The sequence below is a fragment of the Gulosibacter sediminis genome, assembly GCF_030011715.1.
Lineage (GTDB): Bacteria > Actinomycetota > Actinomycetes > Actinomycetales > Microbacteriaceae > Gulosibacter > Gulosibacter sediminis.
This window is the reverse complement of record NZ_JASCYH010000039.1, coordinates 1-21,187: the sequence shown is the minus strand read 5'-3', so window position 1 is coordinate 21,187 and position 21,187 is coordinate 1. Positions and strand designations below refer to the sequence as shown.

The window sequence follows — 21,187 nt, the reverse complement described above, 5'->3', positions numbered from 1 at the left end:
GCGGTGGCGAGTGCGCCACCGCCGCGCGGTTCTTTGCGCCACGGGCCGGGGGAGATGCAGGCGCATCGAAGTCATGTCGGAGGCTCGACATAACTTCCGGAGTGAGGCACGACGTGCGTCGAAACCTGCCTCGCTACTTATGGAGTAACCGTGTCAAACTTCCAGAACCCGCCCCAGCAGCTCTACCCTCCCGCGCCGCAGCAGGCGTCTGGGCAGCCGCCGATGGGCGAGCAGCCGAAGCGCACGAACGGGCTCGGCATCGCCGCGTTCATCGTCGCGATCGTCGGCTTCATCTTCGCCTGCATGCCGGGCGCGCTGATCGTCGGCTGGGTGCTGCTGCCCATCGCGTTCATCCTTGGCCTCGTCGCCATCTTCCTCAAGGGCAAGGTGAAGTGGCAGGCGGTGAGCGCCGTCATCATCTCGGTCGTCGGCACCATTGTCGGCTTCATCGTCTTCTTCGTGGCCGTCGGTAACGCCATTGGTGACGCGGTTGAAGAGAACAGCAGTGTCACGTCGAGCGAGGCTGCCGAGGTTGATTCGGCCGAGCAAGATGCGTTAGTCGAGGAAGCAGACGAGGCCGTGGTAGAAGAAGACCCGGATGAAGAGGCCGAGGTTGGGACGCGTGAGAACCCGGCCCCGCTCGACTCTACGATCGAGGCTGGCGACTGGACCGTCAATATCAACTCGGTCACGCTCGACGCGACCGACGCGGTGCTCGCGGAGAACATGTACAACGATGCGCCCGCTGAGGGTAACGTCTACATCCTCGTGAACTACACGGTCACGTACATGGGTGATGACGCCGAGGGTTCATCTCCTGCAATGGTCACTCTGGAGTATGTGACTGCCGGGGGAAACACAATTCAGTCGTATGACTCGAGCGTGGTGGTTCCCGACCAGATCGAGACCTGGAACACCCTGTACGAGGGGGCGTCGGCGACAGGCAACGAGGTATTCGAGGCGCCCGCACCTGCCGATGGCGTCCTCGCGGTGAGTCTCATGTTGGCTGGTCAGACCGTGTTCGTCGCGATTCAGTAGTTCAGCAGTAACGCCGCAGAAGCGGTGAAGGCCCGCGCATCCACCCGGATGCGCGGGCCTCGTGGTTTGTCCGAGGGTGAGGCCACCGCCGTCTGCCAGAATCGACGCATGTTTGAGGTCGAACTGCGTGGCACCGTGATCACCGATATCGCCTCGCTCTACAACGAGTTCAACCGCGGCTTCATGCAGAGCGAAGACTGGCGGCTCGGCGAGAGCCTGGACGCGCTCGACGATCTCCTCTACGGCGGTATCGGCGACGCCGTCGGGCACGACCGCATCCGCGTCACGTGGCGCGACCACGAACTTAGCCGCGCCGCCCTCGGCGTCGACACCACCGCATCCTGGTACCAGGCGAAGCTCGCGCGACCCGGCACCTTCAACGCCGAGAAGATCACCCGCGACCTCGCGGGGCTGCGCGCCGCGGGCGAGCCGACCTACTTCGACCTCGTGCTCGACGTGTTCGCGAGCCACGACAACGTCGAGCTCGTACTCGCCTGACGTTGCAGGGCGTGCCGTCTCGGGGTACAGCCCGGTGAGGTGGCACAAGGCGCGCGAGGGCACCCGTGCACAGATTGCGAGCGTCTTCGCGCATCTCCTGCCCGGAGATCGTTGCGGACCGCAGACGTTCACAGTGCGGCAAGGAGTTCCACCTAGGCCGCGGCGACGAGCGGCGGCGGTTTGCGCAGTTGGGGCTGGCGGAACGCGAGCAGCGTCGCGGTGATGACCCCCGAGGCGAGGATGCTCGCGAGCACGATGAGCTGGAACGTACCGGCCTCGATCGGCGAGGCGCCCGCGAACACCGCGCCGACGAAGGCGCCCGGCAGCACGACGAGCCCGGTCGTGCGAGTCTGGTCGATCGACGGCATGAGCGCGTTGCGCACCGCCGGCCGCGCGATCGGCGCGAAGGCCTGCCGCGGCGTCGCGCCGAGGGCGAGCCAGCCCTCGATCTCGTCCCAGTGATCGCGCGCACCCGCGTCGAGCAGCCGCAGCGTCAGCGTCGCGATCGTCATGGTGTTGCCGACGACGATGCCGCCGACCGCGAGCAGGTACCGCGGCTCAAAGGCGAGCGCGCCGGTGCCGAACACGATCGCCATCGCGACACACGGGCCGAGCGCCATCGAACTCGCGAGCAGAGCAATCGGGACGCCCATGCCGCGGGTGCGCCGCGCCGACGTGAACACCGCCGCCGCGAACATCACGACGAGCCCGAGGCCAACCCAGAGCGGATGCGTGATGACGCCCGACAGCACGAGGCTCAGTGCCGCGAGCTGCAGGGCGGCACGGGCGACGGCGACGATGACCTCGTGCGGCGCCGGGATGCGGAACGCCGCGAGCCCGCCAAACGCGATGCCGGCGAGCAGCACGATCGCGGCGACGGTCGGCAGCCACCCGAGCAGCTCCTGCCCAGTCACGATGCGCGCCTAGTTGTCACCCCGAGAGTGTGGCACACCCTACCGACGCGCGCGGCGTCGGGCATGTCGGTGGGGCGGCGGGGCTACGCGAGCGACCCGGCCCGGTGCCTCAAGCACCACATCCCGCTGCGTCATGTCAGCGCTCCGGTGCAGCGGTTGAGCGGCGGATCGCGAGGGTCGGCGTCGCGATCTCGTGCCGCGCATCCGCCCCAGCGAGCATGTCGGCGAGCTGCCGCAGGGCGAGCGACCCCATCAAGCGGCGCGGCTGGTCGACGCTCGTGAGCGTCGGCCGCATCCGGGCCGCGAAGTCGATGTTGTCGTAGCCGACGATGCTGAGGCGGCTGGGCACCTCGACGCCGACGTCGGTGAGCTCACCGATGAGTTCGACGGCAATGCGGTCGGTGGCGCAGCACACCGCCGTCGGGGCGTCGGCGGACCCCGGCGCGAGCGTGCCGAGCAGCGTCTCGATGCCCGGCACAACGTTCGCCTCGTCCTCCAATCCGAGTTCGTGCATCGCCTCAAGGTAGGCCTCGCGCCTGGCGACGGCCGCCGGGCGCGGCGAGCCGGGCAGGTGCACGATGCGGCGGTGCCCGAGGGCCGCGAGGTGGTGCACCGCGAGGCGCATGCCGGCGCGGTCGTCGTTCGACACCTGGCCGATGCCGGGCGAGAGTTCGGCGGGGCGGCCCACGACGACGAGCGGCACCCGGCGCGCGAAGTCGCCGATCGTCGCGCTGTCGGCCCGACCCGAGACGATCACGACGCCGTCGAGGCCGAGCCCGATCATCCGCTCGAGGCGGGTGCGCAGCAGCGCCGGGTCGCGGCGGGCATCGGCCATGACAACTGACATGCCGTTCGTCTCGGCCTCGTCTTCGATGCCGTGCACGACGTCGGTGTGGTAGCCGCTGCGCAGGTCGTCGAGTAGCACGCCGATCATCTGGCTGCGGCCGCGCACGAGCGAGCGCGCCCACGGGTTCGAGTGGTACCCGAGCCGGTCGGCGACGTCGAGAATGCGCGTGCGCGTCTCGGGCCGCACGCCCGCGTCGCCGCGCACGGCGAGCGACACGAGCGACTTCGATACGCCCGCCTCGGCGGCGACGTCGTTGAGGGTCGGCGCGCGGTGGCTCTTTGCTCCCATGGCTCCGTTTTAGCAGCGTTGGAGCGTTCCAAGGATTTCCAATTGGAGCGTTCCACAACCGTTCACATGGCAGTGCCAAGCCGTACACGGGCCCTTCGTACGGTCCTTGCGAACGCGACAGAAAGAGACCCACTCGTGCCGACCACCGCATCCCCACTGCATCACGCGCCCCGCGCCCTCCTGCTCGACTTCGGCGGCGTCATCTTCGAAACGGTGAAGCGCCCCACCGGTCGAGACGAGCTGGCCGCGTCGATCGTGGCGCGTGCCGCGCGGGCCGGGCACCGCATCGAGCAGGCCGAGGTGCGCACCTCGCTCGACTCGGGGCTCACCGCGCTGCGCCACTGGAAGCACGCGTCGAGCCGCCGCCTCGAGCCGCGCGAGATGACGCATCGCGAGGTCGTCGGCGACTTCCTCGCGGCCGAGCTGCCCGCGCCCATCCGTGCCCTGCTCGTCGCCGAGGCGAGCGCGCTGCTCGAGGAGCAGAACACGACGATCTCCGACCATGTCGTGCGCCCGGGCATCCCCGAACTGCTCGCCGAGGCCGAGCGCCGCGGCATTCCGCTCGGCATCGTGAGCAACGCGCACTCGGGCCGCAGCCACCGCCGCCTGCTCGCGAAGCACGGGCTCGCCTCGCAGTTCCAGGTGCAGGTCTACAGCGACGAGGTGGGGATGCGTAAGCCGCACCCGCGCATGATCGAGCTCGCGTCGGCGGCGCTCGGCGTCTCGCCCGCCGACGCCTGGTACGTCGGCGACACGCAAGACCGGGATGTCGTGGCCGGCCGCCGCGCGGGCGTCGGCGCGGTGGTGCTCACGGTGAGCAAGCACACCGACCAGCCGCCGTTCGGCGTGGCCGAGGTAGCGGATGCGGTGTTCCCGACCCCCGAGGGGCTGCTCGAAACGCTGCGGGCGGCCGCCGAACCGAGGCCAGCGACGGCGCTGCCCGCTGAAGGTGACGCAACCCACGCGGGCCGGCAAGCGGCACTGCTGCTCGACCACGGCGGGGTCATCTCGACCTCGCAGCCCGACGGCGCGCTCCTTGATGCGTTCTGCGACTCGCTCGCGGCGCTGCTCGACGCCGAGGACGAGCCGGTTGACCGCATCCGCGCCCGGGCGCTCATCTCGGCGGGCATCGACCGCTACCGCGAGTTCAAGGTGACCGAGCGCGAGCGCCCCGACGGCTGCCACGAGATCGGCGCCGCGCGCTTCTGGCGCGACCTCGTCGGCGCCGACCTCAGCCCGCGGGCCCGGGCGCTGCTCGAGGCCGAGGCACACGACCTGATGTTCCGCTTCGGCACCGCGAAGAGCAAGCGCACGCCGCGGCCCGGCATCCGCGAGCTCCTCGAGCACGCCGAGCGCGAGGGCATCCCCGCTGTCGTCGTCTCGAACACCATCAACGGCCGGGCCGTGCGCGCCGAATGCGCCGCCCAGGGCATCGACCACCTCATCGCCGCCTACGTGTGCTCCGACGAAATCGGGTTCCGCAAGCCGGATGCGCGCATCGTGCGCGAGGCGCTCCTCGTCGCCGACGCCGACCCGGCCCGCACCTGGTTCCTCGGCGACAAGCCGCGCAACGACGCGGCCGGCTCGCGTGCCGCGGGCATCGCCCGGCGCGTGCTCGTGCGCGGTGGGTCGACCGGCGACGCCGAGATCAACGCCGCCGTCGCCGAGGGCATCGCCACCGACGCCATCGACTCCGCCACCGACCTCATTGACCTGATGACCCCGAGCCGCGACGTCGTCGACGCCGCGGTGTCGTAACCCCACCCCGCCAACAAGCCGACGCTGCGTGAACCCCGACACAAGGAGCACCCCCGTGACTGACACCCGACAACCCACCACGACTTCGACCGCCGAGCCCGCCGACTACCGCCGCGCCGGCGCCCTGCGTGGCAGCGGTGCCCCCGGCGGCGAGATGACCATGCCGCAGAAGCTCATGGTGTTCGTGCTCGCGATGGCCCTCAACGGCCTGGCGAACATCATCCTTGAGGTGATCCCCGACGTCTCGATCGGCCCGATCGACGTCTCGGTCAGCAGCTTCATCTTCGTGCCGCTCACCATGGTGGCGCTGTTCAACCCGTTCTGGGCCGCGCTCGGCGCACCGCTCGGCGAGATCGTCTTCACCGACCTGCTCATGGGCGACTTCTCGGGCCTCGCCGAGGTCGAGGGCTTCCTGCAGATGTTCCTCGCCCTCTACGTCGGCGGCATGCTGATTCGCAACGCGAACTCGCGCGTGCAGATCTGGATCGGCGCGATCACCGTCGTGCTCATCGACAAGGTGCTCTCGGCCATCGTCGACCTCTCGAAGGTCTGGATCGGCCTCGAAGACGCCGAGTACGTCGAGGGCCTCCCGCAATCGATCCTCGCGATCGAGGGCATCGGCCTCGGCGTCGACGTGCTCATCAGCGGCATCCTCTTCGGAGCCATTCCCGCCATGTGGCTCATCCCGGCCCTCTACGGCAAGATCGAGCCGCTGCTCGGCCTGCGCCCGCGCGTTCCCGGCGAGCGTGCCCCCGGCTCGGTGCAGCACGTCGGCTGGTTCGTCGTCGTCGCCCTGCTGCTCTCGATCGCCTCGTTCTTCTTCGCCTTCCTCGAGGCGTGGGACCTCTCGTTCGGCGCCGTCGACACCGAGCTGCTCGACCAGTACGGCCCAGGCTTCCTCTGGGTGAGCGTCGGCGTCATCGTCGTCATGCTCGTCGTCGCGATCCTGCTGTTCCGCCGCACCCAGAAGAACCGAAAGCGCTAATTGTGGCCGACCCCATCATCGTCATCGAGAACCTGTCCTTCCGGTATCCCGGCGCCGAGGCCGACGTGCTGCGCAACGTCAACCTCACCATCGAACGCGGCGACTTTGTTGCCGTGGTCGGGGGCAACGGAGCGGCCAAGACCACGCTCTGCAAGAGCATCAACGGTCTGATTCCGCACTACTGGTCGGGCGACTTTGCCGGCTCGGTGACGGTGGATGGGGTCGACACGTACACCTCGAGCGTCGCCGAGCTCTCAACCCGCGTCGGCTACGTCTACCAGGACTTCCAGAACCAGCTCGTGCGACCAACGGTGCGCGACGACGTCGCGTTCGGCCCGATCAACTTCGGTCGCGACTCGCACGTCGAAGACACGGATGCGGCGCTCGACAGCCTCGGCATCGCGCACCTCGACGACCGCTATATCTGGCAGCTCTCGGGCGGCCAGGCGCACCTCACCGCGCTCGCGGGGGCGCTTGCGCTGCGGCCCGAGGTGATCATCGTCGACGAGCCCGTGGCCGAGCTCGACCCCGCGCGCGCCGAGGAGATCTATGAGCGCCTCGCCGAGCTCAACCGCGAGCACGGCGTCACGGTGATCACGATCGAGCACCACGCCGAGTTCGTCGCGAAGTACGCGAAGTCGGTCGTGCTGATGGCGCAGGGCAGCCCGGTCTGGTACCTGCCGATCGAGGATGCGCTGCGCCGCACGGATGAGCTCGAGCAGCACGGCATCCCGGCCCCGCAGGCGGTGCAGGCGGTGCGCGCGCTCGGCTTGGATGCCGCGCCGCGCACCCCGGCCGAGGCTGCGGAGTTGCTGGGCGCGCATCCTGTTCGCACGGATGCGGTGGTCGAGGACCGTGCCGAGGCCGCGGAGCTGCTTGGCGCGCATCCTGGTCTGGCCGAGGAGGCCGCGGCCAGTGACGCCGCCCCGATCGTGGCCCAGGTCGAGAACGTGACGCACGGCTACAAGAGCGTTGGCGGCAACATCACGCCCGTGCTGCAGGGGCTCGACACGACGCTGCGCAGCGGCGAGCGCATCGCGCTCGTCGGCGGCAACGGCGCGGGCAAGTCGACGCTGCTCAAGCTCCTCGCCGGCATCATCGTCGCCCGCGAGGGCGAGGTCGTCGTCGATGGCAAGAGCACGCGATCGGTCTCGGCGCGGAAGATGGCCGACACCGCGGCCTACCTCTACCAGCATCCGCAGCTCATGTTTCTCAAGGGCTCGGTGCGCGACGACGTCGCGCTGTTCCCGCGCTCGCGGAAGGTGGCCGACACCGATCAGATCGTGCAGCGCGTGCTCGAGCGGGTGGCGCTCACGCCGATCGCCGAACGCGACGGCCGCACCCTCTCGGGCGGCCAGCAGCGCCGGGCGACGCTCGCGATCGGTCTCGCGATGCGGCCGAAGCTGCTGCTGCTCGACGAACCCACCTCGAGCCTCGACACGCAGAGCCGCGACGACGTGACGACGATGCTCGCCGAGCTTGCCGACACGATCGAGTGCACCGTCGTGGCCACCCACGACATGCAGCTCGTCGCCGAGTGGGCGAATCGCGTGCTCGTGCTCGAGGGCGGGCGCATCCTCGCCGACGTGACGCCGCGCGAGCTGTTCACCGACGCCGCGCTGCTCGACCAGGTGCGGCTGCGACCGCCGCAGATTTCGGTGCTCGGGCGCGAACTCGGGCTCGACCCGGTGCCGCTCTCGGTGGGCGAACTCGTCGCCGCCGTCGGCGCACCGCTCAACAACTTGGAGGAGACGCACTGATGGCACGCGCACACCACGACGTCCTGTCGGTCGAGTGGGTCAAGCTCGAACTCATTCGCACCGCGTATGCGACCCGCGGCGGCCTGTTCGCGGCGATGGACCCGCGCGCGGTGGTGATCTGGTACATCCTGCTCGCGCTCGTGCCCTGGTTTACCCACAACATCACAGTGCTCGCAGGGCTCTTCGTCATCGGCGCCGTCTCGATCTTCCTCGCGCGCGTCGGGCCGCTCATTCTCGGGTTGTTCGTGCTCGGGCTCGGCGCCGAGGTCATCTATATGGCGGTCGCCGCGTGGCTGTTCGGCGGCAATCTCGAGACGCTCATCGCGCTCGCCGCGCTGCACCTCAAGCTCGGGGTCGTTTCGCTCGCGAGCATGGCGGCGTTCGTGTCGCTCGACCCGGAGAAGCTCTCGGATGCGCTGCTCGCGTTCCGCGCGCCGCAGATGCTCGCGTTCGGTGTCAGCTATGGCTACCGCATGCTCCCGATTCTTATCGAGGAGTTCAGCACGGTGTTCGAGGGGTACCGGCTGCGCACGGCGCCGCCCGAGAAGCGCGGGTTCCTCGCCTGGCGAGTGGGCGCACAGTGGGCGCAGCTCGCAGTGCTGTCGTTCTACCCGATCTTCCTCAACACCGCGAAGTCGGTGCGCACCACGGTGGAGGCGCTCGAGACCCGCGGCTTCACTCGGGCCGGCTCGGATGCGCGAGGGCGCCAGATCCGCATGGACAAGCTGCAGATTCGGCAGCTCGACGTCTGGGTGATCGCGCTGACGGTGCTCGCGGTAGTGGGTGCATTCGTCGCGGGCTCCGCCTGGCCCGTGTACCGCTAGGCCGGTCGGGCGGCGGCGCTACGACAGCGCGCGCACGTAGAACCAGCGGCCCTGCTCGCGCACAAACTCGCTGTTTTCGTGCAGCGTGCCGCGCTCATCCGCATCCCTGAAGTGCGCGATGAACTCGACCGTCGCGGTCGCGTCGAACGGCGTGCCCGTGGTGCCGAGCACCTCGAGGCGCTGCCACACGAGGTCGCTGTCGAGGTCGAGTCGTTCGGGGCGGCGGCTCGGATGCCAGGTCGAGCGCAGATAGTCGGCGTCGCCGGTGACGAAGGCGGTGAAGCGCGAGCGCATGAGGGCCTCGGCGCTCGGGGCGGGCTGGCCGGCGTGGAATCGGCCGCAGCATTCGCCGTAGGTCAGACCGGTTCCGCACGGGCAGCGAGTGTCGTTGGCAAGCACACCCACCAGCGTAGCCGCGCTCGATTAGCCTGGCAGGTGTGGGGCGCGCACTCGGCGGCCCCAGGTTCCCCAAGGAAGAGGACTCCCCATGGCGCTGCTGCCCGACCTCGTTGCCGCCCTCGCGAGCGGCTCCGTTCGCATCGTTGACCTCACAAACCGCCTCGAGGCCTCGACGCCGACGCTGCGCCTGCCCGAGCCGTTCGCGAACCTCATCGACTTCTCGCTCGAAACCGTGAGCGAATACAACGAGCCCGGGCCATTCTGGAAGCACGCGAACATCCACACGGGTGAGCACATCGGCACCCACATCGACGCGCCCGTGCACTGGGTGAGCGGCCGCGAGGGGCACGACGTGTCGCAGCTGCCGCCCGAGCGCCTCGTCGGCCCCGCGGTGGTGCTCGACTTCTCGGCCGAGGCGGCAGCTGACGCCGACTTCCTCATCGACGTCGTGCACGTCGAGCGCTGGGAGGCCGAGCACGGCGCGTTCGAGCCGAACACCTGGCTACTGCTGCGCACCGGCTGGGATCAGTACTCCGACAGCCAGGAGGCGTTCCTCAACGCCGACGAGACCGGCTCGCACACGCCCGGCGCGACCGCCGAGCTTGCCGCATGGCTCGCCGCGCGCCCCGAGATCTCGGGCGTTGGCGTCGAAACCGTCGGCATCGACTGGGGCCGCGGCGCCGAACTCGACCCGCCGTTCCCGATGCACTACCACCTGCTCGGCGCCGACAAGTACGGCATCACCTCGCTGCAGCGCCTCGCCGAACTGCCGGCCCGCGGCGCCGTGCTCGTCGTCGCGCCGCTGCCGATCGTCGGCGGGACCGGCAGCCCGAGCCGCGTCTTCGCGCTCGTCGAAACCCAGGCATGAGCGGCCTCACCGTCGCCGAGCTCGTCGGTCGCGCGCTCGCGAAGCTCGGCGCCCGGCACTGCTTCGGCGTCGTCGGCTCGGGCAACTTCACGGTGACGAACGCGCTGCGCGGTGCTGGCGTCGAGTTCACCGCGACGCGGCACGAGGGCGGCGCGGCCACGATGGCCGACGCGTACGCGCGCATGAGCGACACCGTCGCGCTCGTGTCGCTCCACCAGGGCTGCGGGCTCACGAATGCGATGACCGGCATCGGCGAGGCGGCAAAGAGCCGCACGCCCGTCGTCGTGCTCGCGGCCGAGTCGGCGCCTGCGCCCGTGCCGACGAACTTCTCGATCGACCAGTCGGGCCTCGCCACGGCCGTGCTTGCGAGCCCGCAGCGCGTCAACTCACCGGCGAGCGCGCTCGGCGACGTCGTGCACGCGTTTCGGCTCGCGCGCGACGAGCGCCGCACCGTCGTGCTCAACCTGCCGATCAACGTGCAGGATGCGCCGGCGCCCGAGGCGAGCATCCGTGCGCTCGAGACGCTTGCCGCGCCGCCGCGGCCCGTGCCGCCCCGCGCATCCGATGCCTCGGTGCGCGCGCTCGCCGACCTGATTCGACAGGCCGAGCGGCCCGTGTTCGTCGCCGGGCGCGGCGCCCGGGGCGCCGGCCGCGAGCTGCGTGAGCTCGGGCGCGTCGCGGGTGCGCTGCTCGCCACCTCGGCCGTCGCGAACGGGCTGTTCGAGGGCGACGAGTTCTCGCTCGGCATCTCGGGCGGCTTCTCGTCGCCGCTTGCCGCTGAGCTCATTGCCGATGCCGACCTCATCGTGTCGTTCGGCTGTGCCCTGAACATGTGGACGATGCGCCACGGCCGACTCATCGGCGACGACACCCGCGTCGCGCAAGTTGATCTCGAGCCACTCGCGCTCGGGGCGCAGCGGCCGATCGACCTCGGCGTGGTGGGGGATGCGGCGCTCACGGCCCGCGCAGTCGCCGACGAACTCGCGCGCTCGGGCGCGGGGGAGCGGTATCGCACGGCCGAGGTTGCCGAGGCCATCGCCGCCGAGGCGCGCTGGAACGACGTGCCGCACGGCGAGCCCGGGCTTACCGACGTGCACGTGCCCGGGGATCTTTCGGTCATCGGCGACGATGGCGAGCGGCGCATCGACCCGCGCATCCTCACCGACGCGCTCGACCGCATTCTGCCCGCCGAGCGCGTCGTGTCGATCGACTCGGGCAACTTCATGGGGTACCCCTCGAGCTACCTGCGGGTGCCCGACGAGTACGGCTTCTGTTTCACGCAGGCGTTTCAGTCGATCGGGCTCGGGCTCGCGACGGCGATCGGCGCGGCGCTCGCGCAGCCCGAGCGGCTGCCGGTGCTCGGCGTCGGCGACGGCGGGCTGCTCATGTCGATCGCCGAGCTCGAGACCGCGGTGCGGCTCGGGCTGCCCCTCGTCGTCATCGCCTACAACGACGACGCGTACGGCGCCGAGGTGCACCACTTCGGCGGGGATGCGGTGCCGCCCGACTTCGGCACGGTCACCTTTCCGCGCGTCGACATCGCGTCGATCGCGCGCGGCTTCGGGGCCGTCGGTGTCACGGTGCGGTCGGTTGACGACCTTGAGCCGGTGCGCGCGTGGCTCGAGTCGGGCGACGGGCCGATCGTCATCGACGCGCGGATCGCGTCGGACGGCGGGTCGTGGTGGCTCGCGGAGGCATTCGGCCACTGAGACGATGCGGCAGCGGCGCGCTTGGCCTGCCGCGCGCGACACGGTGCCGCGCGCACGCCCTGCGGTGCAGCGCGCCGCTAGGTTGATGACATGACGGGGAGCGAGACCGGCTACACGCCGCGGCTACTGCGGCCGACGTGGGCGCAGCTCGTGGCGGCGACGGTGCTCGGCGTGGCCGCGGCGCTGCTCGCCGGCATTTGGCTCGACGGCTACGTTGCGGCCCTGCTCGGCATCAGCGTGGGCGAACTCGTGTTCGTCACGCTGTCGATGCTGACGCTCTGGCCGATGGATGCGGCGGCGACCGAACGCAACGTCGGTCGTGAGGATCTCAGCCCGATCTTTGACGAGGTGCTCGTCGCGATCGTCGCCGCGCTCGCGGTGGTGAGCGTGCTCATCGTGCAGCAGAGCGGCAACACGGCGCTCGGGGCGGTGCTCACGCTCGTCGGCGTCTTCGGTGCGTGGGCGTGCATTCACCAGACCTATGCCGTGCACTATGCGTACGAGTACTACCGCGACGACAACGGTGGCATCGACTTTCACTCGAAGTCGCCGCCGTGCTTCGCCGACTTTCTGTACCTCAGCTACGCCGTCGGCATGACCTACGGCTCGACCGACCCCGAGCTCAACGACACGCGCATCCGCAAGATTCTGTTGCGGCACGCGGCGGTGTCATTCCTGTTCGGCATGGTGATTCTCGCGGTGGCGATTAATCTCGTCGCCGGGGTGCTCGGGATTGGTGGGTAGCTGCTTCGCGAGTTCGCGAGACGAAAACTCCCGGTCTTCGGTTGGGATTCGCGGCCACGCGCCCCAACCAAAGACCGGGAGTTTTTGCCGGATGCGTCGCTACAGTGCGCCGACGACGTTCGGCACGAAGCGCATGAACGCCTCGGCCTGACGGATCTCCTTGTTGCCGGTGACCTTGCGCGCGTGGTTGCCTCGGTGGTCGGCCCGCTCGGCGTAGTACTGCTGCAGGTAGGACTGCGCCTTCATGGCGCTCATCGCGGTCTTCTTCTGCTCAAACACCTCGGTGATGTCGACGAACACGCTGGGAGTGAAGCCGCAGAGTTCGGGCTGGTGCGGCTCGAACGCGAGGAACTCGCTCGGCGGTGCGGTGCGGAAGCCGGCATCGACGACCGCGCCCGCGGTGAGGAGTCGCGCCTTCGCGACCACGGTGTAGGCGACGGGGTGGTCGGGGTTGAACGGATCCTTGTCGGCGTGGGTGAGCACCACGTGCGGCTTGTAATCGCGCATGATCTCGGCCAGTGCAGTGACGCCGACGGCATCGACCTCGAGCGGGTAGTCGCCGAGATCGAGCGATTCGAAGGATGCGCCCACCGCTTCAGCCGCTTCGGTCGCCTCGGCGTGCCGGTGCTTCTTCACGTTCTCGACCGTCTGCCCGGGCACCTTCCAGAGCTCACCTGACTCACCCCGCTCGCCGTACGAGAGCGAGACGACGCGCGCCTCCCCGCCCGCCGCCGTGTGTTTCGCAATCGCGCCAGCCGCGCGCCAAACAAAGTCGGCACTGTGCGCGCCGACAACGAGCATCCGTCGTGATTCCATGGGTTATTCCTCCGTTGTGGGGTTCGCGGCGAGGTGGTCAAGCCAGGCCGTGCTTGCATTTGTGGTCCAAGTTGGCGTACCGAGCGTGTCGAGAAACGCGGCCGCGTCGCGGGTCTCGTGGGCGCGGCGTTCGGCGTGCTGGTGCGAGCCGACGATGAGGCGGTCGAGCAGGCTCGCCGAGTCGCCCGCGAGCTCGTCGATGATCTGTGCGCGCATCCAATCGCCGTGGGCGGCGGCCTCGGCGGCGGTGGTGCTCTCGAGCACGACCGCGGCGAGGCCCTTCATGAAGACGCTGCGCAGCAGCTTGCGACGGGCCGCCTCGCCGGCCTCGCCGGGCACGGCAGTGAAGGGAATCTCGAGCATCGAGGCAAACTCGGTGAAGGCGGATGCACCGGTGCCGGAACCGAGCAGCGGCGTCCTGGCGCCCGCGCGGTCTACCGGCGCCATGATCGCGACGTCGAGGAACTGCTTGCCGGCGCTGCTGGCCTCGGCTTCCATGCCCGCCTTGAGTTTGGGTGCCGAGGTGTTGCAGTCGGCGTACAGCGCGTCGGGCAGGAGATAGGGGAGTGCCGTCGCGAATACCGACTCCGCGGCTCGCGCGCCGACGAACGAGAACACGATTTCCGCGGATTTCAACGCGGCACCCGGTGAGTCGGCGCGCTCGACGCCCGGAATCTGGTGAGCTTGGTAGGGGTCGTGGCCAACGACGGGCACGCCCAGATTGGCGAAGCCTTCAGCGTAGAGTCGGCCAGCCTCGCCAAGGCCAAGAATTGCTACATGCATCATTGCGATTTGTCTCTTCCTTGAAACGGCTCGTGATGAACGTACACTATTGTTAACAATATCGACAACAATCAACGCGGACGGGGCGGAGCATCATGGTTCATGTCGCTAAGGGCGTCGAACGGGCGGTCGTGGACGACCTCCGCACGGCAATTTCGACGGGCGAACTGGCTCCCGGGCAGCGGCTGGTTGAGGCCGATCTTGTGCAGGAGTTCGGGGCGGCCCGCGCCGAGGTGCGCACGGCGCTCGTGCAACTCGAGGCTGAGGGCCTCATTGATCGGGAGCGGCATCGCGGCGCCCGAGTTCGCCGTTACACGCTCGAGGAGGCGCTCGAGATTGTCGAGCTGCGGAGCGCGATTGAGAGTCTGTGCGCCGCCCGTGCTGCGGCCAATGCGACACCCGAAGACCTGGCCGAGTTGAAGGACATTGGCGAGCAGATGGTTGCTGCCGTCGCGGCGCAAGATCCGGACGCCTACTCGGTGCAGAACCAGCGGCTCCACGTGTGCGTGCTCGATGTGAGCCGGATGCGCGTGGCGCCAGAGATCGTGCGGCGACTGCGCGCGCAGAACGTGCGCCACCGAATCCGCCTGGCGCAGAAGGCGAATCGGCCGATCGTGTCGTTGCCTGAGCACCTCCGCATCATCGACGCGATCGCGCGCGGCGACGAGGCGGGCGCGGCCGACGCTATGCGGATGCACCTGCAGAGCGTGGGCGAGGCAACGAAGGGGTACTTTGCCGATTAGCGGGCGCCGCATCACCGGGGATCGCGTATGTCTTGACAAGTGTTAGCAATATTGTTAACAATGTGATGAACGAAAAACCGGTCGCGATGTGGCGACCTTCGCAAAGGAGCGAAATGACTGAGTTTCCAGTTCCAGGTTCGAACGCACGAGACCTCGTGCGCGACGCCTACGACGTCCATGTGCACATTGCTCCGGACGTCATGAAGCGGCGCATCACCGATCTCGAACTTGCCCGCCGGTTTCGCGAGGTCGGCCTCGCCGGGTTCGTCATCAAGTCGCACTACGTGCCGACTGCCGAGCGCGCCGCCGTGGTGCGTGCCGCCGTGCCCGAGGTCGATGCGGTCGGCGCCATCACGCTGAACGCCTCGGTGGGCGGCATGAACCCGGTCGCCGTCGAGATTCTCGCGCGGGGCGGCGGGCAGTTCGTCTGGATGCCCACAGTCGACAGCCACAACCAGAAGTCCTGCCTCGCTGAGGAGCCCGAGGGTGCGACGCCGCCGATGTGGGCGCAGCTGCAGGAGGATCTGAAGGCGGCCGGCATCGCGAGCCCGTCGATCCCGGTCGTGTCGGATGCCGGTGGCATCACGCCCGAGGCAGGGCAGGTGCTCGACGTCATGGCCAAGCATGACCTCACGCTCGCGACGGGCCACCTCCACGGGAGCGAGTCGCAAGACATCGTGTCGGAGGCGAAGGCCCGTGGCGTTCGGCGCATCGTCATCACCCACCCCGAGTTCACTTCGCAGCGCATCCCGGTCGAGAATCAGCGCAGGCTCGTCGAGAGCGGTGCGCTGCTCGAGCGCTGCTACACGACCCCGCTTACCGGCAAGGTCTCGTGGGACACGTGGTTCGATGCGATCCGCGGCGCGGGCCCCGAGAATTCGGTCATCAGCACCGACCTCGGGCAGCCGTTCAACCCGCCGGTCGAGGACGGCTTGCCGCTCGTCGCCGAACTGCTGCTAGGCAAGGGCTTCACTGAAGATGAGGTGCGGCGCATGGTCGTGCACAACTCTCGCTGGTTGGCCAAGGCGGCGCCGCTGTCCGACGCCCCAGCCGAGTTCAAGGAGCGTGCGTAGTGCCTGCCATCCTCGAGGTCGAAGGCCTAACGAAAGAATTTCAGCGAGACGACGTGGCAACGGTGGCGCTGCGTGACTTCAACCTGACGATTGAGCAGGGCACGTTCGTCACGATCCTCGGCCGCTCGGGCTGCGGCAAGTCGACCATGCTCAACCTGCTGTCGGGGCTGTCGAAGCCCACCGCCGGGGAGGTGCGGCACAACGGCGTTCGACACACCGGCCCGACGCCGGAGATCGGGTACCTCACCCAGAGCGACACCCTGATGCCGTGGCGCACGGTTCGCCGCAACGTCGAGATGCCGCTCGAGGTCTCGGGCAAGAACAAGGCCGAGCGCAAGAGCGTTGCCCTCGACTTGATCTCGCGCGTCGGCCTCGAAGGGTTCGAAGACAGCTACCCGCGCGAGCTCTCGGGCGGGATGCGCCGGCGCGCGAGCCTCGCGCGGATGCTCGCGTACGGCGCCGATACCGTGCTCATGGACGAACCGTTTGGTGCGCTGGATGCGCAGCTGCGCCATGAGCTCCAGGGCGAGCTGCTGCGTCTCTATCAAGAGGTGAACGACAACACCGTGGTGTTCGTCACCCACGACATCGACGAAGCGCTGCTGCTCGGCGACCGGGTCGTGGTGCTCGGGCCGCTCGGGCGCATCCTGCTCGACCAAGAGGTCGACATCCCTCGGCCCCGCGACCCCGACACCACGACGACGACGCCGCAGTTTCTCGCACTTCACGACCGACTCGCGGCAGCGCTCAAGGAAGGAGCGGCCTCGTGACTGCAATCGCAGCATCCTCATCGACCCCCGCCTCGACGACGACGAAGCGCCCGGCCGCGAGCGGCCCGGTTAAGGAAGTTCGCAAGCGCTCCTGGTGGGGCAAGCACGGGCATCAGACCACCGTGTGGTCGCTGCGCGTCACGCTCCTCGTCGCGTTCTTGCTGCTCTGGCAATTCGCGGCCTTCCTCGGCGCGAACCCGATGTATTTCTCGAACCCGGTCGCCGTCTGGGACCAACTCGTGACCTGGATCGCCGACGGCACGATCGCAACGCATTCGTGGATCACGGTGCAAGAGGTCTTGCTTGGTTATGTGATCGGTGCGATCTTTGGTGCACTGCTCGGCTTTATCTTGGCGTCGATTCACCTCATTTATGAAGTGCTTGAGCCATTCATGATGGCCCTCTATTCCATTCCGAAGGTCGCGCTCGCGCCGCTGTTTATCGTGTGGTTCGGCATTGGCCTTGATATGAAGATCATCCTGGCCGCCGTGAGCGTGTTCTTCCTCGTATTCCTCAACACCGCGGCTGGTGTGCGCGAGGTCGACCGCGGGCTTATTGAAGCGGTGCGCCTCATGGGCGGGTCGAAGTGGGATGTGGCGCTCAAGGTCGTCTTGCCCGCCTCGATGGTCGGCCTGCTGACCGGCCTCAAGGTGTCCATCCCGTACGCGCTCATCGGCGCCGTCATCGGCGAGCTCGTCGCCTCCAACCGCGGGCTCGGCTATCTCATCAACGACTCCGCGGCGCAGTTCAATACCGCAGGCGTGTTTGCGGCCGTGGTCGTGTTGACCGTATTGGCCATGCTGCTCAACGGCATTGTCGGGCTCATCGGTTCACGGACGAACCGCTGGAAGCCGCTCGAAAACAACTAGCAATTCAGCTTCATCACTCAAAGGAGAGTTGTCATGAAATTTTCTCGAGGATTTCGCGGCCTCGCCGCGATTGCGGCGGCGGGCGTCGCGCTCGGCCTGTCGGGCTGCAGCGGTGGCGCGGGCGGCGGCGACAGCGACGTGCTCAACGTCGGCCAGATCAGTGACTCGGTCGCCTTCTTCCCGCTTTATGTGGCGGAACAGAACGGCTACTTCGACGAAGAGGGCGTGACGCTCGGCGAGCGGCCGCGCCTCGGCACCGGCGCAAAGCTGGCCGCCGCACTCACCAGCGGCTCCATCGACATCGCGGCCGGCGTCATCACCGACGCGTTCAACCTTGCGAACAGCGATGACAGCACGGTGCTGACGGGAGCGCTCGTGACCGAGTACTACGTCGACATCGTCGTGGGCATCGACTTCGAGCAGTCTTCTGGCTCGCTCGAAGACAAGATCAACTCGCTCGAGGGCATGAACATCGGGATCACCGGGCCTGGCTCTGGCACCGAAGCCCTCGTGAACTACCTGTTCGATCAGGTTGGCCTCGACCCGGAGTCTGACGCAACGCTCGTGAACCTTGGCGGCCAGCCATCGGCAGCGATCGGTGCGCTCGAATCCGGTCAGGTCGACGCGCTCGCGTTCTTCCAGCCTGCTGGGCAGATGGCCGAAACGCAGGGCGTGGGCGAGATCTACATCTCGCCGCAGCGCGGTGACGTACCCGACATGGCGGGCGCCCTCCACGGCGTCACCTTCAGCACGCAGGCGGCCATCGACGCGAAGCCCGAACTCGTCGCCGGGTTCAACGCGGCGATCGACAAGGCACTCAAATTCATCGCCGAGGACCCGGACGGAGCTGCCGAACTGCTCGCCTCCTACCTGGGCGACTCTGCACCAGAAACGGTTGATGCCCTCGCAGCGCTGCTGCCCGAGGAGATGTCGCCCGGCGTCGCGGTTACCCAGGAGTCCTATGACATCGCGGCGAAGTTCCACCAGGATTCGGGTCTCGTGGCGAGCACGCCCGCCTACGCCGACTTCGTGTGGGAAGGCGGTCAGTAGGCCATGCTGGCGGCTCCCGAACAACTCCTCGCGGATCGACGGATCGCCGATCGCCTCGCCCTCGTCGCCTCGAGCCAGATAGGCGACGCGCAGGATCGTCTCAACGTGTTGGACGGTGCGATCAGGCCCATCTGGAAGGGCGGCGGCTTCGTCGGCCGGGCCGTGACGGTGCTCACGGCAGGCGGCGATAACAAGGTCATCCACGAAGTGATTCCCGAGCTGCAGCCGGGCGACGTGCTCGTCGTGGCGGGCCAGGGCGCGACCCATCGGGCGCTCATCGGTGAACTCATCGCCGAGCGACTGCAGCGCAAAGGCTGCGTGGGGTTCGTGACTGACGGTGCCGTGCGCGACTGCACCGACATCGAGCAGCTCGGCTTCCCGGTGTACGCGCAGGGAATCTCGCCCGCGGGGCCGTACCGAAACGGCCCGGGGCGCGTGAACGTGCCGGTGGCAGTCGGCGGGGTCGCGATCACGCCCGGTGACTGGGTGATCGCCGACGACGACGGCGTCGTGGTGATTCCGCAGGCCGAAGTTGAGAGCGTGTTGGCCGCGGCCGAGGCGAAGCGCGAGAAGGAGGCCGGACAGATGCGCGACATCCGTGCCGGTCTGGTCGACTAACCTCGCGATCCGACGACGCGAAGATTCTCCGTTGAGGGAAGCGAGCCGTGCCCGAGGGCTCCTCGCCTCCCGCAACGGGGAATCTCTGTTTGGGCTTCGGCGTGCGTCGCCGGACGACCGCGCGGCGGGGGAGAATTGGGGATTATGACGCCACCGGCTCACCGCGAACCTGCTCTCATGCGCGACTTCTCGCTCGAGATCACGAGCCGCGACGTCGACGCGATTCCCGCGGCGGCGGGGTTGATTCCTGCGGGCACTCGCATCAACGTGACGTTCCTCAGCAACGAGGAGCCGGCGACGACGGTGGCCGCCGCGCGGGCCGTGCGCGACGCCGGGTTCGTACCGGTGCCGCACCTCGCGGCCCGGCGCATCCGCTCGCTCGAGGCGTTCACGAGCATCCTCGAGCAGCTGCAGGCCGCCAGCGTCTCGGAGCATCTGTTCCTCATCGCGGGTGACCCCGCGCAGCCCGAGGGGCCGTTCCCCGACGCGGCGTCGCTCATCCGCGCGGTGCGGCTCGCCGACTACGGCGTGCGCGAGGTGGGCACCGCGGGGTACCAGGAGGGGCACCCGAGCATCCCGACCGACGTGCTCTGGGCCTCCCTCGACGAGAAGCTGGGCGAGCTGCGGGCGCAGGGGCTCGAGTCGGTGATTGTCACGCAGTTCGGTTTTGACGTGGATGCGGTGGCGCGCTGGATCGGCGAGGTGCGGTTGCGCGGGTACGACGGGCCCATTCGCGTCGGCGCTCCAGGCCCGGCGGGCGTGAAGCGGCTGCTGCGCTACGCGAGCCGCTTCGGTGTCGCCGCGAGCGCGGGCATCGTGCGCAAGTACGGTTTCTCGCTCGCGAACCTGATGGGCACCGCGGGGCCCGACACGTTCATCCGCGCGCTGCAGGATGCGGTGGCTCGCGACGGCGCGCTCGGCGCGGTGGCCATGCACCTCTACACCTTCGGCGGGCTCGAGGCGACGGCCGCGTGGGCGCGGGACTTCGTCGCGGCGCCCGGCGGCTCGACGAGCTAGTCGAGCTCGCCCGCGCGGAGTTCGCTGAGCTGCTTTTCCTCCGACTCGCGTTTCGCCTCGGCACCGGCGAGCACCTCGGCGATCTCGCCCTGCGGCACGACGGCGATGCCGTCGTGGTCGCCGACGAGCCAGTCGCCCGGATGCACGACGACGTTGCCGATCGCGACCGCCTCGTGCAGGCGGCCGGGGCCGTTGCGGTAGGGGCCGGCGGGGGAGACCGCGCGGGCGTAGGCGGGCAGGCCGATCTCCTCGAATTCGAGCGCGTCGCGAATCGCTCCGTCGAGCACGACGGCGACGGCGCCGTGGCGCTGCATCCGCTCGGCGATGATGCCGCCGAGCAGCGCGCGGTTCGTGACGCCGCTGCCGTTCACAACGACGACGTCGCCCTCGGTGAGGTCGGGCACGAGCTCGTGTAGCACCTTGTTGTCGCCGGGCGCGACGTAGGCGGTGACTGCGCGGCCGACGAAACCGGCTGACGGCCACATCGGCGCGATGCCGCTGTCGACAACGTTGAGGCGGCCCATTGCGTCGCTGAGTTGGCTCGGCGCGAGGGCGGTGAGGCGGCGGCGAATCTCGGAGTCCGGCAGATCGGTCATGGCGCATCCCTTCCGCAAGCGACCTCGGTGACGCCCGCGATGCAATTCACTCTAATCAGAGATTGTTTGGCGGCGCGAGGCGGATGCGTGAGTTGCGCTGGCGTGCCGGCCCGAGCATCCGTCGGCGTGAGCAAAAAATCCCCGCTCGGTGGGCCGGATGCGCCTGCGCGCATCCGGCCCCGCCCACCGGGGATTCTTCGTTCCGCGACGCGAGGCCGCG

At 68.7% G+C, this 21,187-nt stretch carries 22 protein-coding genes; 16 read left to right on the top strand and 6 right to left on the bottom strand.

What is annotated here, in order from left to right; translation table 11 throughout:
- Positions 1 to 150: 150 nt before the first annotated feature.
- Both QM019_RS10860 and QM019_RS10855 read left to right on the top strand, forming a co-directional pair.
- Positions 151 to 1,038: a DUF308 domain-containing protein gene (locus QM019_RS10860; RefSeq protein ID WP_282853002.1), complete on the top strand. Its 888-nt coding sequence runs from the start codon at positions 151 to 153 to the stop codon at positions 1,036 to 1,038.
- A 108-nt stretch (positions 1,039 to 1,146) separates the two neighbouring features.
- On the top strand, positions 1,147 to 1,536 hold the full coding sequence (locus tag QM019_RS10855; protein ID WP_282853001.1) for a barstar family protein: 390 nt from the start codon (positions 1,147 to 1,149) through the stop codon (positions 1,534 to 1,536).
- 152 nt (positions 1,537 to 1,688) lie between these two features.
- Here the strand turns inward: QM019_RS10855 and QM019_RS10850 are convergent, their stop codons facing one another.
- A complete protein-coding gene (locus QM019_RS10850) occupies positions 1,689 to 2,450 on the bottom strand; it encodes an ABC transporter permease (RefSeq protein WP_249386130.1) in 762 nt (253 codons plus the stop codon).
- Between the two features lie 136 nt (positions 2,451 to 2,586).
- Positions 2,587 to 3,585, bottom strand: coding sequence for a LacI family DNA-binding transcriptional regulator (locus QM019_RS10845; protein WP_282853000.1), 999 nt, complete (start codon positions 3,583 to 3,585; stop codon positions 2,587 to 2,589).
- Between the two features lie 135 nt (positions 3,586 to 3,720).
- Between QM019_RS10845 and QM019_RS10840 the strand changes: the two genes are divergently transcribed.
- From QM019_RS10840 to QM019_RS10825, 4 genes are read left to right on the top strand one after another with little or no spacing between them, the layout of a single operon-like run.
- Positions 3,721 to 5,343: an HAD-IIIA family hydrolase gene (locus QM019_RS10840; RefSeq protein WP_282852999.1), complete on the top strand. Its 1,623-nt coding sequence runs from the start codon at positions 3,721 to 3,723 to the stop codon at positions 5,341 to 5,343.
- A gap of 55 nt (positions 5,344 to 5,398) precedes the next feature.
- On the top strand, positions 5,399 to 6,328 hold the full coding sequence (locus QM019_RS10835) for a DUF8171 family membrane protein (RefSeq protein ID WP_345961031.1): 930 nt from the start codon (positions 5,399 to 5,401) through the stop codon (positions 6,326 to 6,328).
- Between the two features lie 2 nt (positions 6,329 to 6,330).
- Positions 6,331 to 8,088, top strand: a complete 1,758-nt coding sequence (locus tag QM019_RS10830; protein WP_282852998.1) for an ABC transporter ATP-binding protein — start codon at positions 6,331 to 6,333, stop codon at positions 8,086 to 8,088.
- The gene (locus QM019_RS10825; protein ID WP_282852997.1) at positions 8,088 to 8,912 is read left to right on the top strand and encodes an energy-coupling factor transporter transmembrane component T family protein; all 825 of its coding nucleotides are present in this window, start codon (positions 8,088 to 8,090) and stop codon (positions 8,910 to 8,912) included. The genes QM019_RS10830 and QM019_RS10825 overlap by 1 nt, the downstream gene beginning before the upstream one ends.
- Before the next feature lie 18 nt (positions 8,913 to 8,930).
- On the opposite strand, the gene QM019_RS10820 is transcribed toward QM019_RS10825, so the two are convergent.
- Entirely contained in the window at positions 8,931 to 9,311 is a 381-nt protein-coding gene (locus QM019_RS10820; RefSeq protein ID WP_206427697.1) for a YchJ family protein, read from the bottom strand.
- A gap of 88 nt (positions 9,312 to 9,399) precedes the next feature.
- On the opposite strand from QM019_RS10820, the gene QM019_RS10815 reads away from it, so the two are divergent.
- The 3 genes from QM019_RS10815 (at position 9,400) to QM019_RS10805 (ending at position 12,632) form a co-directional block, all read left to right on the top strand.
- Positions 9,400 to 10,179 (top strand): cyclase family protein, encoded by a 780-nt coding sequence (locus tag QM019_RS10815; protein WP_282852996.1) that lies wholly within the window; start codon positions 9,400 to 9,402, stop codon positions 10,177 to 10,179.
- Positions 10,176 to 11,888, top strand: a complete 1,713-nt coding sequence (locus QM019_RS10810; protein WP_282852995.1) for a thiamine pyrophosphate-binding protein — start codon at positions 10,176 to 10,178, stop codon at positions 11,886 to 11,888. The genes QM019_RS10815 and QM019_RS10810 overlap by 4 nt, the downstream gene beginning before the upstream one ends.
- 90 nt (positions 11,889 to 11,978) lie before the next feature.
- Positions 11,979 to 12,632, top strand: a complete 654-nt coding sequence (locus QM019_RS10805) for a DUF1345 domain-containing protein (protein ID WP_282852994.1) — start codon at positions 11,979 to 11,981, stop codon at positions 12,630 to 12,632.
- 99 nt (positions 12,633 to 12,731) lie between these two features.
- On the opposite strand, the gene QM019_RS10800 is transcribed toward QM019_RS10805, so the two are convergent.
- Together QM019_RS10800 and QM019_RS10795 are read right to left on the bottom strand one after the other, a co-directional pair.
- Positions 12,732 to 13,448, bottom strand: a complete 717-nt coding sequence (locus QM019_RS10800) for a PIG-L deacetylase family protein (protein WP_282852993.1) — start codon at positions 13,446 to 13,448, stop codon at positions 12,732 to 12,734.
- Positions 13,449 to 13,451: 3 nt separating this feature from the next.
- Entirely contained in the window at positions 13,452 to 14,234 is a 783-nt protein-coding gene (locus QM019_RS10795; protein WP_282852992.1) for an NAD(P)-dependent oxidoreductase, read from the bottom strand.
- Positions 14,235 to 14,326: 92 nt separating this feature from the next.
- Between QM019_RS10795 and QM019_RS10790 the strand changes: the two genes are divergently transcribed.
- From QM019_RS10790 to QM019_RS10760, 7 genes are all read left to right on the top strand, one after another.
- Positions 14,327 to 14,974 carry a GntR family transcriptional regulator gene (locus QM019_RS10790; protein WP_282852990.1) on the top strand — a complete coding sequence of 216 codons (648 nt, stop codon included), beginning with the start codon at positions 14,327 to 14,329 and terminating at the stop codon, positions 14,972 to 14,974.
- Between the two features lie 113 nt (positions 14,975 to 15,087).
- Entirely contained in the window at positions 15,088 to 16,047 is a 960-nt protein-coding gene (locus QM019_RS10785; RefSeq protein ID WP_282852989.1) for a DUF6282 family protein, read from the top strand.
- Positions 16,047 to 16,817, top strand: a complete 771-nt coding sequence (locus tag QM019_RS10780; protein ID WP_282852987.1) for an ABC transporter ATP-binding protein — start codon at positions 16,047 to 16,049, stop codon at positions 16,815 to 16,817. Before QM019_RS10785 ends, QM019_RS10780 begins: the two co-directional genes overlap by 1 nt.
- Positions 16,814 to 17,686, top strand: a complete 873-nt coding sequence (locus QM019_RS10775; protein ID WP_282852985.1) for an ABC transporter permease — start codon at positions 16,814 to 16,816, stop codon at positions 17,684 to 17,686. The genes QM019_RS10780 and QM019_RS10775 overlap by 4 nt, the downstream gene beginning before the upstream one ends.
- A gap of 33 nt (positions 17,687 to 17,719) precedes the next feature.
- The gene (locus QM019_RS10770) at positions 17,720 to 18,736 is read left to right on the top strand and encodes an ABC transporter substrate-binding protein (RefSeq protein ID WP_282852984.1); all 1,017 of its coding nucleotides are present in this window, start codon (positions 17,720 to 17,722) and stop codon (positions 18,734 to 18,736) included.
- Between the two features lie 3 nt (positions 18,737 to 18,739).
- Entirely contained in the window at positions 18,740 to 19,354 is a 615-nt protein-coding gene (locus QM019_RS10765) for an RraA family protein (protein WP_282852983.1), read from the top strand.
- Between the two features lie 177 nt (positions 19,355 to 19,531).
- Positions 19,532 to 20,371 (top strand): methylenetetrahydrofolate reductase, encoded by an 840-nt coding sequence (locus QM019_RS10760; protein WP_282852982.1) that lies wholly within the window; start codon positions 19,532 to 19,534, stop codon positions 20,369 to 20,371.
- On the opposite strand, the gene QM019_RS10755 is transcribed toward QM019_RS10760, so the two are convergent.
- The gene (locus tag QM019_RS10755) at positions 20,368 to 20,967 is read right to left on the bottom strand and encodes an RraA family protein (protein WP_282852981.1); all 600 of its coding nucleotides are present in this window, start codon (positions 20,965 to 20,967) and stop codon (positions 20,368 to 20,370) included. The two genes, QM019_RS10760 and QM019_RS10755, sit on opposite strands and share 4 nt — an antisense overlap.
- Between the last annotated feature and the right edge of the window lie 220 nt (positions 20,968 to 21,187).

Excerpts from the sequence above, each read along its gene's own strand:
- QM019_RS10855 (WP_282853001.1), top strand. The coding sequence starts at position 1,147 with ATGTTTGAGGTCGAACTGCGTGGCACCGTGATCACCGATATCGCCTCG.
- QM019_RS10845 (WP_282853000.1), bottom strand. The coding sequence starts at position 3,585 with ATGGGAGCAAAGAGCCACCGCGCGCCGACCCTCAACGACGTCGCCGCC.
- QM019_RS10825 (WP_282852997.1), top strand. The coding sequence starts at position 8,088 with ATGGCACGCGCACACCACGACGTCCTGTCGGTCGAGTGGGTCAAGCTC.
- QM019_RS10815 (WP_282852996.1), top strand. The coding sequence starts at position 9,400 with ATGGCGCTGCTGCCCGACCTCGTTGCCGCCCTCGCGAGCGGCTCCGTT.
- QM019_RS10810 (WP_282852995.1), top strand. The coding sequence starts at position 10,176 with ATGAGCGGCCTCACCGTCGCCGAGCTCGTCGGTCGCGCGCTCGCGAAG.
- QM019_RS10805 (WP_282852994.1), top strand. The coding sequence starts at position 11,979 with ATGACGGGGAGCGAGACCGGCTACACGCCGCGGCTACTGCGGCCGACG.
- QM019_RS10800 (WP_282852993.1), bottom strand. The coding sequence starts at position 13,448 with ATGGAATCACGACGGATGCTCGTTGTCGGCGCGCACAGTGCCGACTTT.
- QM019_RS10795 (WP_282852992.1), bottom strand. The coding sequence starts at position 14,234 with ATGATGCATGTAGCAATTCTTGGCCTTGGCGAGGCTGGCCGACTCTAC.
- QM019_RS10790 (WP_282852990.1), top strand. The coding sequence starts at position 14,327 with ATGGTTCATGTCGCTAAGGGCGTCGAACGGGCGGTCGTGGACGACCTC.
- QM019_RS10785 (WP_282852989.1), top strand. The coding sequence starts at position 15,088 with ATGACTGAGTTTCCAGTTCCAGGTTCGAACGCACGAGACCTCGTGCGC.
- QM019_RS10770 (WP_282852984.1), top strand. The coding sequence starts at position 17,720 with ATGAAATTTTCTCGAGGATTTCGCGGCCTCGCCGCGATTGCGGCGGCG.
- QM019_RS10765 (WP_282852983.1), top strand. The coding sequence starts at position 18,740 with ATGCTGGCGGCTCCCGAACAACTCCTCGCGGATCGACGGATCGCCGAT.
- QM019_RS10760 (WP_282852982.1), top strand. The coding sequence starts at position 19,532 with ATGCGCGACTTCTCGCTCGAGATCACGAGCCGCGACGTCGACGCGATT.
- QM019_RS10755 (WP_282852981.1), bottom strand. The coding sequence starts at position 20,967 with ATGACCGATCTGCCGGACTCCGAGATTCGCCGCCGCCTCACCGCCCTC.